This window comes from Sneathiella sp. (assembly GCF_029233945.1).
In the GTDB taxonomy this organism is placed as follows: Bacteria; Pseudomonadota; Alphaproteobacteria; order Sneathiellales; family Sneathiellaceae; genus Sneathiella.
In genome coordinates, this window is sequence record NZ_JARGOQ010000028.1 from 1 (window position 1) to 13,059 (window position 13,059).

14 protein-coding genes are annotated in these 13,059 nt (G+C 55.8%); 7 read left to right on the forward strand and 7 right to left on the reverse strand.

Features of this window, described 5'->3' with window-relative positions:
- Both P1U71_RS10440 and rph read right to left on the reverse strand, forming a co-directional pair.
- Positions 1 to 211: non-canonical purine NTP pyrophosphatase (locus P1U71_RS10440; protein ID WP_301105543.1), on the reverse strand; the 211-nt coding region annotated here is incomplete at its 3' end.
- On the reverse strand, positions 211 to 927 hold the full coding sequence (rph, locus tag P1U71_RS10445; RefSeq protein WP_301105544.1) for a ribonuclease PH: 717 nt from the start codon (positions 925 to 927) through the stop codon (positions 211 to 213). The genes rph and P1U71_RS10440, both read right to left, overlap by 1 nt.
- 127 nt (positions 928 to 1,054) lie before the next feature.
- On the opposite strand from rph, the gene hrcA reads away from it, so the two are divergent.
- Together hrcA and grpE are read left to right on the forward strand one after the other, a co-directional pair.
- A complete protein-coding gene (gene hrcA, locus P1U71_RS10450; protein ID WP_301105545.1) occupies positions 1,055 to 2,083 on the forward strand; it encodes a heat-inducible transcriptional repressor HrcA in 1,029 nt (342 codons plus the stop codon).
- A 12-nt stretch (positions 2,084 to 2,095) separates the two neighbouring features.
- Complete coding sequence (grpE, locus tag P1U71_RS10455) at positions 2,096 to 2,737, forward strand: nucleotide exchange factor GrpE (RefSeq protein WP_301105546.1); 642 nt, start codon at positions 2,096 to 2,098, stop codon at positions 2,735 to 2,737.
- A gap of 15 nt (positions 2,738 to 2,752) precedes the next feature.
- On the opposite strand, the gene rarD is transcribed toward grpE, so the two are convergent.
- Positions 2,753 to 3,712 carry an EamA family transporter RarD gene (gene rarD / locus P1U71_RS10460; RefSeq protein WP_301105547.1) on the reverse strand — a complete coding sequence of 320 codons (960 nt, stop codon included), beginning with the start codon at positions 3,710 to 3,712 and terminating at the stop codon, positions 2,753 to 2,755.
- A gap of 281 nt (positions 3,713 to 3,993) precedes the next feature.
- Here rarD and dnaK point away from each other — a divergent pair, with 281 nt between their 5' ends.
- The 3 genes from dnaK (at position 3,994) to dapB (ending at position 8,039) form a co-directional block, all read left to right on the forward strand.
- Entirely contained in the window at positions 3,994 to 5,919 is a 1,926-nt protein-coding gene (dnaK, locus tag P1U71_RS10465; RefSeq protein ID WP_301105548.1) for a molecular chaperone DnaK, read from the forward strand.
- Between the two features lie 101 nt (positions 5,920 to 6,020).
- Entirely contained in the window at positions 6,021 to 7,145 is a 1,125-nt protein-coding gene (gene dnaJ / locus P1U71_RS10470; RefSeq protein WP_301105549.1) for a molecular chaperone DnaJ, read from the forward strand.
- A 90-nt stretch (positions 7,146 to 7,235) separates the two neighbouring features.
- Positions 7,236 to 8,039 carry a 4-hydroxy-tetrahydrodipicolinate reductase gene (dapB, locus tag P1U71_RS10475; RefSeq protein WP_367281171.1) on the forward strand — a complete coding sequence of 268 codons (804 nt, stop codon included), beginning with the start codon at positions 7,236 to 7,238 and terminating at the stop codon, positions 8,037 to 8,039.
- Here the strand turns inward: dapB and P1U71_RS10480 are convergent.
- Positions 8,003 to 8,539 (reverse strand): DUF2244 domain-containing protein, encoded by a 537-nt coding sequence (locus tag P1U71_RS10480; protein WP_301105551.1) that lies wholly within the window; start codon positions 8,537 to 8,539, stop codon positions 8,003 to 8,005. The two genes, dapB and P1U71_RS10480, sit on opposite strands and share 37 nt — an antisense overlap.
- A 58-nt stretch (positions 8,540 to 8,597) precedes the next feature.
- Between P1U71_RS10480 and nth the strand changes: the two genes are divergently transcribed.
- On the forward strand, positions 8,598 to 9,233 hold the full coding sequence (gene nth / locus P1U71_RS10485) for an endonuclease III (RefSeq protein ID WP_301105552.1): 636 nt from the start codon (positions 8,598 to 8,600) through the stop codon (positions 9,231 to 9,233).
- Between the two features lie 24 nt (positions 9,234 to 9,257).
- On the opposite strand, the gene P1U71_RS10490 is transcribed toward nth, so the two are convergent.
- From P1U71_RS10490 to P1U71_RS10500, 3 genes are all read right to left on the reverse strand, one after another.
- Positions 9,258 to 9,743: a hypothetical protein gene (locus P1U71_RS10490; protein ID WP_301105553.1), complete on the reverse strand. Its 486-nt coding sequence runs from the start codon at positions 9,741 to 9,743 to the stop codon at positions 9,258 to 9,260.
- Positions 9,743 to 10,429 (reverse strand): EI24 domain-containing protein, encoded by a 687-nt coding sequence (locus P1U71_RS10495; protein ID WP_301105554.1) that lies wholly within the window; start codon positions 10,427 to 10,429, stop codon positions 9,743 to 9,745. The genes P1U71_RS10490 and P1U71_RS10495 overlap by 1 nt, the downstream gene beginning before the upstream one ends.
- Before the next feature lie 79 nt (positions 10,430 to 10,508).
- Positions 10,509 to 11,930, reverse strand: a complete 1,422-nt coding sequence (locus P1U71_RS10500) for an amidase (RefSeq protein ID WP_301105555.1) — start codon at positions 11,928 to 11,930, stop codon at positions 10,509 to 10,511.
- 110 nt (positions 11,931 to 12,040) lie between these two features.
- Between P1U71_RS10500 and P1U71_RS10505 the strand changes: the two genes are divergently transcribed.
- Positions 12,041 to 13,027 carry an adenosine kinase gene (locus P1U71_RS10505; RefSeq protein WP_301105556.1) on the forward strand — a complete coding sequence of 329 codons (987 nt, stop codon included), beginning with the start codon at positions 12,041 to 12,043 and terminating at the stop codon, positions 13,025 to 13,027.
- Positions 13,028 to 13,059: the final 32 nt, after the last annotated feature.

Below are 13,059 nucleotides of genomic sequence, written 5' to 3' on the forward strand. Positions count from 1 at the left end.
TATTTGCGCCCTTTGCCGCGGCCAGTGCCTTGATCTCGGCATTGGCGATAAAAGTATCGCCATCCTCAACAGGTTCCGGGAGGCCGAGCTCCCCCGCCGAGACCGGCACCACATCGAAAGCTGCCAGAAGTTCGCCAATTTCACGAACCTTGCCCGGATTATGGCTGGCAACAACCAGCTTGCCGCCCTCAAATTTCCGGTGGCCGCTCATCAAATCCCGAGGGCCTGCCGCTGTAGAGCGCAGAGTTCCGTCACACCCTTCTTGGCGAGCGAGAAAAGAGATCCAAACTCGGCTTCGGAAAAGGGATCTTCCTCCGCTGTCCCCTGAATTTCGATGATCTGCCCGCCGGACGTCAGGACAAAATTCGCATCGGCCTGCGCATTGCTGTCTTCCGGATAATCAAGATCAAGTACCGGCGTGCCTTTATAAATACCGCAGGAAACAGCTGCCACTTGCCCCTTCATCGGGATTTCAAGAATTTTCCCCTGCTCGACCAACTTGTCAAACGCCTGATAGAGCGCAACATAGGCGCCGGTAATGGATGCCGTGCGCGTGCCACCATCGGCCTGGATCACATCGCAGTCGACCGTGATCTGACGTTCGCCAAAGCCTTCAAAATTGACCAGCGCCCGCAAGGATCGGCCAATCAAGCGCTGAATTTCCACGGTGCGACCCTGTTGCTTGCCCCGTGCCGCCTCCCGTCCCATGCGCGATCCGGTGGATCGGGGCAGCATGCCATATTCCGCCGTCACCCAACCCTTGCCGGTGTTACGCAAGAAGGGCGGCACTCGCTCTTCAACACTTGCCGTGCAAAGCACATGGGTATCGCCGCATTTGATAAAGCAGGACCCTTCCGCATTCTTGGCATAGCCGGGTTCCATAACAATGTCGCGCAGTTGATCGGGGGCTCTGCCGGAGGGACGCATAAGACTTCCTTTAATCGATGAAATAAGATTGGCGCTTGTTGTAACCGCTGTGCCAGATTGACGCAAGCCTCCCGCGTCACTACATTCTAGACCAATAAAGGATTAGCCGTTTCATGACGAAATCGACATGACGATACAGGAACTTAATGACCGTAGCCGAGACGTCTTCCGGCATATAGTGGAAACCTATATGCAAACCGGAGAGCCCGTCGGCTCGCGCACATTGTCGCGGATCAGCGAGCTGGATCTCTCCCCTGCCTCGATCCGTAACGTCATGGCGGACCTCGCCGATGCGGGCCTTCTTTATTCTCCGCATACCTCGGCCGGGCGGCTACCAACACAGCAGGGTCTGCGGCTGTTCGTCGATGGCATTCTTGAAATCGGCAACCTGACTGAAGCGGAACGCGCCGATATCAAGGCCCGCTGCGCGGTTGATGGCCGCAATATGGAGGAAATGCTCACCGAGGCTTCCTCCATGCTCTCGGGCTTGTCGAACTGCGCGTCGCTGGTGATTGCCCCGAAAAGCGACAGTTCGATCAAGCAGATCGAGTTTGTCCGTCTCGGGGTTGATCGAGCGCTCGTGATTATCGTGACCGCTAACGGCATGGTCGAGAACCGGACCATTGAACTGCCGCCAGGTCTCACCGATTCCGGCCTGCGGGAGGCGGCCAATTACCTCAATGCAAAACTTTCAGGCCGCACCCTGCAGGCAACCAGACAGGAAATTCAGCGTGAGCTCGACAATCATCAGGCGCAACTTGATGAACTGACCCAGGATCTGATCGCCCATGATATTGCGAGTTGGGGCGGCGGGGAAACGCTTATTGTCCGGGGTCATGCCAACCTGCTTCAGAATGTGCAGGCCCTTGAAGATCTTGAGAAAATTAAGGACCTCTTCGATACGCTGGAAGTCAAGAAAGAACGGATTAAGTTGCTGGAACTGGCCGAGCAGGGTAGCGGCGTCAAAATTTTTATTGGCTCGGAAAATAATCTTTTCTCGCTTTCCGGGACATCAATGATTATTTCTCCATACCAGAACAGTCAGGAACAGATCGTCGGCGCCATTGGTGTCATCGGTCCGGCGCGTTTAAACTATGCGCGTATCGTTCCAATGGTGGATTATACCGCAAAGGTAATCGGTAAATTGCTGGATTAGGAAGCAGACAGAATGAATGAACCAAAGCAGCCCCCCCTGAATGATCAGGAGGAGAATGAAACGATATCAAACGAGGCACAGGCACCGACAGGCGCCGAGAGTGAGCAAGAGACAAGCCCGGAGTCCGGCGCTCCCGAGGAAGCGAGCGCTGCGGATATTATTGCCGAGAAAGATGCCGAGATTGCCGACCTGAAAGACAAGCTGCTCCGGGCAATGGCGGATGTCGAGAATATGCGCCGCCGGGCCGAGCGTGAAAAGCAGGATGCTCATGCCTATGCCGCGACGAAATTCGCCCGCGACATTCTGGGCGTTGCTGACAACCTCCGCCGCGCGATTGAAAGCATTCCAGATAGCGCCCGCGAGAATCCGGATGTGAAGAATGTACTGCCCGGCATTGAAATGACGGAATCGGAACTGCTCAACACGCTGGAAAAGCACCAGATCCGGAGAATCGACCCCAAGGGTGAGAAGTTTGATCCGAACCTGCATCAGGCAATGTATGAGATTGAGGACCCGTCAGTGCCATCAGGAACCGTGCTTCAAGTGACGCAGGCTGGCTTTGTGATTGCTGACCGGCTTCTCCGGCCAGCCATGGTTGGGGTGTCAAAGGGCGGTCAAAAGCGCGCCGAATCCCATGTCGATGAGAAGGTGTAGCGGCGTGGTTACACCTTAAAGCGCTGCGGGGCGACGCCGCCCCCGGTAGCCATCCACACTAAATATAATCAGGCCGAGCCAGATCAGCGCAAAGGCGAACAGCCGCGACTGATCAAACGGTTCATTATAAATATAGACCGCGATAAACACATGCATGGTCGGCGCCAGATACTGCAAGATTCCGATTGTCGTGAATTTGAGATACTTGGCGGCAGTGGTAAAAAGAATAAGCGGTGTCGCCGTCACTATGCCGGTCCCAACCAGCAACAGCAAACTCTCGAAATCGAAAAGAAAGCCGGTGGCCGCCTCCGTTGACGCGCCGGGCTCCGCCGTGAACGTCAGGTACAGCAGAAACCCAAGCGCCACCGGAAACAACAATGTCGTCTCGACAACGAGGCCAACCGCGCTATCGACACCCGTCTTCTTGCGGAGCAACGCGTAAAAGCCAAAGGAAAACGCAAGCACCAGGGAAATCCAGGGCAAATGGCCGACCTGTATCGTCAGGATAGCCACGGCGGCAACAGCACATAGAATGGACACCGTCTGCCATTTATTGAGCCGCTCCCCCAGAAAGATCATACCGAGCAGGATATTGACCAAGGGATTGATATAGTAACCGAGGCTGCCTTCCAGAATGCGGTCATTGGAGATGGCCCAGACGAAGGTCAACCAGTTCCCGCCGATCAACAACGTGGTCAAAACAAAGACATATAGCCGCTTAGGATCCCGGTAGATTTCCAGAAACTGGCCGATTTTGCGCGTTGACACAATCAGCAGCATAACCAGCACCGACGACCAGATGATGCGATGGGAGATAATCTCTATCGGGGAAACATGCGAGAGCCATTTGAAATACATCGGAGACCAGCCCCAAACGATAAAAGCCCCAAGCGCGCTCAACAGTCCACGGGTTTCATCAGGCGAGAAAAAGCTGGAGGCGGCGCTGCTGCCGCGATTGGGTGGCTCAGTTGTCACATGAACTCTCTGTAATAATCTCTTGCTATCTCGTCTATCGCACGTATCAGGGCTCATTCACAAGGTAAAGGAAGGATTAAACATGGCTGCCATGCTTAGACTTAAGCGCTGCATCTGTTTTTCGCGAATTCAACATATGTCCATGCCCGGCCAATCCGGCCCTTGCACTGAATTTGTTTCGAACTTATATACACGGCAACAGACTTAAACGTTTTAAATCCTGGGGATCACCATGGTGCATAAGCTGGCTACGGTGATCTGCCAATATTAAAGAGGATATGATGGCTAAAGTAATCGGAATTGACTTGGGAACGACCAACTCCTGCATCGCCGTTATGGATGGCAAGAATGCAAAGGTCATTGAGAATTCAGAAGGCGCGCGGACAACCCCGTCGATGGTCGCATTCACGGAAGACGGCGAAAAGCTCGTCGGGCAGTCCGCAAAGCGTCAGGCGGTGACAAATCCGCAAGATACCTTCTTCGCAATCAAGCGGCTTATCGGTCGCCGATTTGACGACAAGACCACCCAAAAAGATAAGACGATGGTCCCTTACGAGATCGTCAAGGCCGACAATGGCGATGCCTGGGTCGAATCCCGCGGCGAAAAATACTCCCCGAGCCAGATTTCAGCTTTCATCCTTCAAAAAATGAAGGAAACGGCGGAAAGCTATCTTGGAGAAACCGTCAGCCAGGCCGTGATCACCGTTCCCGCCTATTTTAACGACGCACAGCGTCAGGCAACCAAGGATGCGGGCAAGATTGCTGGTCTTGAAGTCCTGCGTATCATCAACGAGCCGACAGCAGCCGCCCTTGCCTACGGCATGGATAAGTCAAACCAGACAGTTGCGGTTTATGACCTGGGTGGCGGTACGTTTGACGTTTCCATCCTTGAAATCGGTGATGGCGTCTTTGAAGTCCGCTCAACAAATGGCGACACCTTCCTCGGTGGTGAAGACTTCGACCTGAAACTGGTCGACTATCTCGCCGATGAGTTCAAGAAGGAGCAGGGCATTGACCTGCGCTCCGACAAGATGGCCTTGCAGCGCCTGAAGGAAGCGGCCGAAAAAGCGAAGATTGAGCTGTCGTCTTCCCAGTCGACGGAAATCAACCTGCCCTTTATCACGGCGGATGCCTCCGGCCCGAAACATATGCAGTTAAAACTGACCCGGTCACAGTTCGAACGTCTCGTTGAAGACTTGGTCAAGCGGACGCTCGCTCCCTGTGAGAAAGCGCTGAAAGACGCTGGAATGCAAAAAGGCGAAATCGACGAAGTCATTCTCGTTGGCGGCATGAGCCGTATGCCACAGGTTATCGAGACTGTTAAAAATTTCTTTGGTCGCGAGCCCCACAAGGGCGTGAACCCGGACGAAGTGGTCGCCATTGGTGCCGCCATTCAGGCCGGTGTCCTTCAAGGTGATGTTAAGGACGTTCTGTTGCTCGACGTAACACCGCTCTCCCTCGGTATCGAAACGCTGGGGGGTGTCTTTACCCGTCTCATCGACCGCAATACGACGATCCCGACGAAGAAGAGCCAGACTTTCTCGACCGCAGAGGATAACCAGCAGGCCGTGACCATCCGGGTGTTCCAGGGTGAGCGCGAGATGGCCGCGGATAACAAACTACTTGGCAACTTTGATCTGACCGAGATTCCGGGTGCGCCGCGCGGTGTGCCGCAGATTGAGGTCACCTTCGATATTGACGCAAACGGTATCGTCAATGTTTCGGCGAAAGACAAGGGCACCGGTCGGGAACAGAAAATCCAGATTCAGGCCTCCAGTGGTTTGAGCGAGTCCGATATCGACCAGATGGTCAAGGACGCGGAAGAACATGCCGCCGAGGACAAGGCCCGCAAGGAAAAAGTCGAAGTCGTGAACCAGGCGGACAGCCTCGCCCATGCGACGGAGAAAACCCTTGAGGAAGCCGGCGATAAAGTCGGCGACGACATCAAGGCGCCGATCCAGACTGCGCTTGACGAGCTGAAAGAAGCCAAGGAAGGCGACGATGTCGAGGCTATCAAGGCCAAGATGGAAGCGTTGCAGGCCGCATCCATGAAGCTCGGTGAAGCCCTCTATGCCCAGTCGCAAGAGGGTGAGGGACAGGCCGGCGCCGGTGCCGAAGGCGCAAGCCGGGAACAAGGCGAAGCCTCCGATGATGATGTTGTCGACGCGGACTTTGAAGAAGTCGATGAAGACAAAAAAGACAAATAAGGATTTATAGGGGGGAACCCGTGTAAATCCTGTCTCCTAAACATACCGCCTCGGTCCCGGAAATCCGGTCCGGGGCGGCATTCGTTAAGTGATTGATACTGATGGCCAAACGCGATTATTACGAAATACTTGGGGTGGATAGCAACGCTGACGCCGCTGCACTCAAATCCGCCTATCGCAAGAAGGCGATGCAATTTCATCCGGATCGCAATCCCGGCGACAGCAGCGCAGAAGCCGCCTTCAAGGAGGTCAACGAAGCCTACGAAATCCTGAAAGAACCACAAAAGCGCAGCGCCTATGACCAGTATGGTCACGCCGCCTTTGAAAATGGTGGTGGTCCCGGGGGCGCGCAGGGCTTTGGCGGCGGGTTCAGCGATATTTTCGAAGATCTGTTTGGCGATTTTATGGGCGGCCAGCAAAGTGGCCGCAGCCGCGCCCCACGTGGATCTGACCTTCGCTATAACCTCGAAATTTCCCTCGAAGATGCCTATCACGGCAAGAAGATGGAACTGAAGATCCCGACAACCGCGCCTTGTGAAAGCTGCGACGGGTCGGGCGCGGAAGCCGGATCAGAACCCACGGCCTGCGATACCTGTCAGGGAATAGGCAAAATCCGCGCGCAGCAAGGCTTCTTCACCATAGAGCGGACCTGCCCGACCTGTCAGGGGCAGGGACAGGTTATCAAGAACCCGTGCAAGACCTGCCGTGGCCAGGGCCGGGTGAACAAGGAAAAAACCCTTTCGGTCAACATTCCGCCCGGTGTCGATGACGGCAATCGCATTCGTCTTTCCGGCGAGGGCGAAGCCGGTATGCGCGGCGGACCGCCTGGCGATCTTTATATTTTCCTGACCGTCGAGGATCACCGGATTTTCCAGCGAGATGGACAGAATATCCATTGCCGCGTCCCCATTCCGCTGACGACGGCGGCACTCGGCGGCGATATCGAGGTGCCAACGCTGGAGGGTGCGCGCGCCAAGGTCAGCATTACCGCTGGCACCCAATCGGGGCGCAAGTTCCGGCTCCGCAGCAAGGGCATGCCGATCATGAATTCCCACAGCCATGGCGATATGTATATCCACACCATCGTGGAGACGCCGGTCAATCTGACCAAGCGCCAGAAGGAGCTGCTGAAGGAATTTGACGATGCTGGCAAGGGTGCCCATAGCCCCGAATCCGAAGGTTTCTTCTCCCGCGTCAAGGATTTCCTCGCCGATCTGAAAGACTGAGCGGCCTGCGCCCTAATACCATCTCGCCACATTCGCCCGACTGTGCTACATCCTGTGGCGCGATAAAAAAGGGTTTGTGATATGAGCGATTTGAAGATTGGGATTGTCGGGGCGGCGGGCCGAATGGGCCGGATGCTGGTGAAGCAAGTGAGCGAAACGGCGGGCAGCGTGATATGCGGCGGAACAGAGCCCGCGAACTCCCCCGACATCGGTAAGGATATTCACGCCCTCGCCGGGCTGGAGCCTTCCGGCATCTTGATTTCAGACGATACGTCAAAGCTCTTTGATGAGGCAGATGCGGTGATTGACTTTACCGCGCCGGTCGCCTCCGTCGCGCATGCAAAACTCGCGGCGGAGCATGGCAAAATTCTCGTCATCGGCACCACAGGCATCAGCAATGAACAGCAGGATGAAATTACCGCCTGTGGCGAGCAGGCCGTTATTGTTCAGGGCGCAAATATGAGCCTTGGCGTCAATCTACTCGCCCAGCTCACTCGAAAAGTCGCTGCCATTTTAGATGATGAGTTTGACGCTGAAATCCTGGAGATGCATCACCATCACAAGGTCGATGCGCCGTCAGGGACGGCTCTCCTGCTCGGCAAGGCCGCCGCCGCCGGACGCGGCGTTGAGCATGACGATGTGGCCGATCGCGGCCGGGATGGTATCACCGGCGCCCGCAAGCGCGGCGACATCGGTTATGCGGTGTTGCGCGGCGGCAATGTCGTCGGCGACCATACGGTGATCTTCGCCGCTGAGAATGAACGGATTGAGCTAACCCATAAAGCAGGCGACCGCTCCATCTTTGCGCGCGGCGCTGTTCGTGCGGCGCTCTGGGCGAAGGACAAGCCCGCCGGAAATTACGATATGATGGACGTGCTTGGGCTCGGGGACTGAAGAATGCCGCCCTTGCGGTAAGTATCGAGAGCTTTCGCGATCAGCTCCTGCACTTCAATCTTTTCATCCTCCCCGAGAAAATTGCCGATTTCGTAGGATTTGCCCCGGTTTGTCACGCAGAGCTGCCCGCGCTCGACCATAGACCGCGCCCAATAGGCATCGAACGCCTCCATCTTCTCCGCGCCATCGGGTGCAGTGCGCGTAATCGTGAACAGATCGTTGTGGATTTGCACCGTCTCATAGCGCCGGGCGGCGCGAAAATTGAGCCGGAAGGCGAGATAGATCAGCAACGCGTCCAGCCCGAAAAAACCAAGAACCGGCCAGGCGCCCATGGACAGGAACACCATCCCGGAGATAAAGCTCACCAAAGCAACTCCAACCATCAGGATAACAAAGCCGGATTGCGACAGGCTGCGGTTCGGATGAAGCGACAGGAAAAACTCCCCCGCGGCGTGCCGCGGCGAGCTGTCTTCTCCCTCCAATTCGCATTCACCATGCATCGTGCATCCTTTCACATTGATTATTGCGCATAAATTCCGCCTATGCCAATAACATAGGATGAAAAAAGCTGATGTCCGCGAATTTTTTCGCCGCCTGGAAGAGAATAACCCGGAACCGGAAGGGGAGCTGAATTACGTCAATTCCTTCACCCTGCTTGTTGCCGTGGTTCTCTCGGCGCAGGCGACAGACGTCGGGGTGAACAAGGCGACAGGGCCGCTTTTCGCCATTGCCGACACGCCGGAGGAAATTCTCGCGCTCGGGGAGGATACTCTGCGCGATTATATCAAGACCATCGGGCTCTATAAGACCAAGGCGAAGAACGTTATCAAGCTGTGTGAAGCGTTGATCCGCGATCACAACAGCCAGGTGCCCGAAACCCGGGAGGAACTTGAAAAGCTCGCCGGAGTGGGTCGGAAAACCGCAAATGTTGTGCTCAACATCGCGTTCGGGCATCCAACAATTGCCGTGGATACCCATCTCTTCCGGCTTGGCAATCGCACGAGTCTTGCGCCCGGGAAAACTCCGCTCGAAGTCGAGAAAAAGCTCGAAAAGGTTATCCCGAAGGAATATCTCCGCCATGCACATCACTGGCTGATCCTGCATGGGCGCTATATCTGCAAGGCGCGTAAACCCGAATGCTATCGCTGTATCGTCGCCGATCTCTGCGCCTTTAAGGGTAAAACCCTCGCGTAAAACCTCAACTCGGCCAGTGTGGCGTCAGGACGCCTTCTTCGCGACAAAGGCCTCTTCCGCGCCGACGGCCTTCAGATGATCGTTAAAGCATTGCTTGCGGTCAAGATCCGAAAAATTATCAACACTGCGCCCGTTGATCGCGATATGACGGACCGCCAGCGCTTCGCCAGAGCTCGCCGGATAGAAGAATAGATGTATTGCGCAATCCTGGGCGAGATACTGCCAGACTTCCGCCGGGCTATCCTGCCTCAGCAGGTTAGGATCGCCGAATGCCTTTTTTATCTCTGCATCCGTCCGGCCGATAACAACTGTCGGCTCCAGCATAATGCGGGGCTTAATCATCGCGACAGCTGGCGGCTTGGGCGATGATTTCACCACCGCAGGCTTCGACGGCGTGTTTGCCGCGGCGGTTTTCGGTTTTTCCGTTTCGGGTTTGGAGGCTGTCGGAGTTTGCGCACAGGCAGACAGCCCAATCACGAGCAGAGCCGCAATCACCAGGATTTTTCTCATCAAGCGACCAGTTCGCGGCTTTTAGGCATGCTCCCCACCCGCTTTTTATAGAGATGGACCATGGCCGCCGTCGCAATGATCGGCGCGACCAGATTGAGGATCGGGATGGTCAGTGAGAAAGCGATGACAATTCCCATCAGATAAAGCTCCGATGCGTTGGTCTTGCGAAGCCGGGTCACTTCCTCTACGTCGTGATGACGGATCGCCACCATCTGAAAATACTCGCGGGAGATCAGATAACCGTTCAGCAAGTAATAAACAAAGAGGTTGATCACCGGGATGAAATAAAGCGGCAACACAATAATATTGCAGACAATGACCAATGCCAGAAACTTAACCGCATCCCAGATGCTCGACAGGAGCGGGATATCATGGGCCGGTTCGTCTTGGGGGTAGTGCTTTTTTTCCACCGCATCGGAGATGTCATCAAGAAACAAGCCGATCAGGGCGCTGATCACGAGCGGAAACAGGAAAAACCCGCCGAGCAGAAATCCGAGACCAGCGAGGAAGCTGATCGCCGTATTTATCCAGCTATAGTCAAATTCAGGAACGAGGGAAAAGGCCTCCGTTGCGCCGAACCCCACAAGAATGAAGATACCGGCGGTCAGCGCCAAGGCTTTCAGAAGAACCGACCGGAATGCCTTGTCATCGAGCTGTGCGATGGCCTTGCTGATTGCAGAAAACAAAATACGCCCTTTTCAATCTAACGATCCAAGTCCCGGAATATGTATGTAGTTCCCGCCGCATGTGCAAGAAATTAACGCTTCATGCCGGGGTGATCGGATCGATCGGCACCCGCGACGCATAGTCATGATCGCGCTCAAATGCACAGGCCGCCTGCAGGACGCGGTCCTCTCGCGCGTTCGGCCCCATGATCTGCAGCCCCACCGGAAGGCCGCTTTTCGTGAAGCCGCAAGGGATCGAGATAACCGGGCAGTTGGTGACCGTCAGCATGGACGGCAGCGCCAGCCAGGACATATAGTTGTCGAACTTCACCCCGTTTACCTCCTCGACATAGCGCAATTTATGGGGAAAGGCGGGGACGATTGACGCGGGCGTAATCAGGAAATCATATTCGGAGAAGAATTTAACGATCCGCTGGTAAAGATCGCCCTGCGCCCGTTGCGCGGCCCCAATATCATCGGCGTTGAGCTTCGCGCCTTTCTCGACATTCCAGATAACCTCGGGCTTCAGCTTGTCGCGATGTTCCGCAAGGAGCGGCGCATGATTGGCAATAAAGAGCTGTGCCCGCAAAGTCTGAAATATTTCCTCCGCATCATGGAGATCGGGGCAAGTCTCCTCCACCCCGTTGCAATAGCGCTCGAAATCCGCCGCCGCTTTGGCGCAAATATCAGCAACTTCCGGATCGACGGGGCATTGGCTCAGATCAGGGCTGTAGGCGATGCGACCGAATTTCGGGATATCCTTCAGGCTATCCACATAAGAGGTTTCGGGCGCAGGCAGACTGCTGGGGTCAAGGACATGCGATCCCGCCATCATATCGAGGAACAGCGCCGTATCCGGCACATTGCGGGCCATCGGGCCCTCCACCGGATAGGTCGAGAAAGGTAGCCGCAGCGGGCCATGCGCCACGCGCTTCGGTGACGGGCGCAGGCCGACAACGCCAGTAAAGCTCGCCGGGGTGCGCAGGCTCCCGCCGAGGTCGCTCCCTTGCGCGAGCCAGACCTGGCCGGTGGCCAGCGCCGATGCCGCCCCGCCGGAAGATCCGCCTGGCGTCCGTTCGGTGTTCCAGGGATTTGTCGTCGTGCCAAACACCTCGTTAAAGGTCTGGCCGCCCGCGCCGAACTCCGGTGTGTTCGACTTGCCGATGACGATGCCGCCTCGTTCTTCCAGCCGCTCCACCATGACATCGGAGAAATCAGCAATCCGGTCCGCAAAAATCGGTGAGCCGGAGGTAAAACGCACATCTTTCACCGGAGTTAGATCCTTAATCGCGATGGGCAGCCCATGCAGATGCGGGTCGGGTCGATCGGTGAGATTTTCCGTCTTCAGCCGGGCTGCATGGGCGCGTGCGCGATCAAAGCAAAGTGTCGGTAGGGCGTTAATCGCGCCATCGGTTTCCTTGATCCGCGCCTCAGATGCGTCAAGAAGCTCCTCCGGCGAGACTTTTCCGTCTTTCAGAAGGCCAACAACCTCCGTCGCCGTCATTTTAACTAAATCCGTCATCCCTCATCTCCTAAATCACAACGCGACGCAAAGCGCTCTTGCCCCTTTGGTTCGAGCGACTATACTCCCCCGATGCCAGAGTAACGAGCAGGGATATTATGACGAAGCGGATGTTTGACACAACCTGTATCGGCAATGCCATTGTCGATGTTATCAGTAAAACCGATGACGCCTTTCTGGAGACGGAAAGTCTTGTAAAGAATTCGATGAACCTGATCGATATGGCCCGCGCCGAGGAGCTTTATGCGAAGATGAAGTCGGCGATTGAGATGTCCGGCGGATCGGCGGCGAATACGGCGGCGGGCGTCGCCTCTCTCGGGGGCAATTGCGCCTATGTCGGCAAGGTCCGCGATGATCAGCTTGGTGATATTTTCACTCATGATATCCACGCCAGCGGCGTGACGTTCGAAACCAAAAAATCAACGGAAGGCGCGGCAACCGCACGCAGCCTTATCCTGGTGACACCGGATGCGCATCGCACGATGAATACCTATCTCGGGGCCTGTATTGAACTCGGGCCGGAGGATATCGATCCGGAAGTAATCGCCGCATCGAAGGTTACCTATATGGAAGGCTATCTGTGGGATCCTGAAAACGGTAAGCAGGCCTTTCGCAAGGCGGCAGAAATTGCCCATGCAGCAGGCCAGCGTGTCTCCCTCACCCTGTCGGACAGCTTCTGTGTCGATCGCTATCGCGCGGAGTTCCAGGACTTTATCGAAGGCGGCGTCGATATCCTGTTTGCCAATGAAGACGAAATCAAATCCCTCTTCGAGACGGAAGACTTCGATGCCGCGCTGGATACGGTTCGCGGAAAGGTCGAAATTGCCTGCCTGACACGGAGCGAAAAGGGATCGATCATCGTCAAAGGATCGGAGACCCATACAATTCCCGCCGACACGGAGATTGAGGTTGTAGATACCACAGGCGCGGGCGACCTTTTCGCCGCCGGGTTTCTCTATGGCTTCACTAATGGTCATGATCTCGCCACCAGCGGGCGGATCGGCTCGATGGCGGCGGCGGAGATCATCAGCCATTATGGCGCCCGTCCGACATCGGATCTGAAGGAATTGCTTCAAAAGAAGCTCGCAGTCGCATAGATGCACGGACATTGCGGATGAAATTGCCAAGG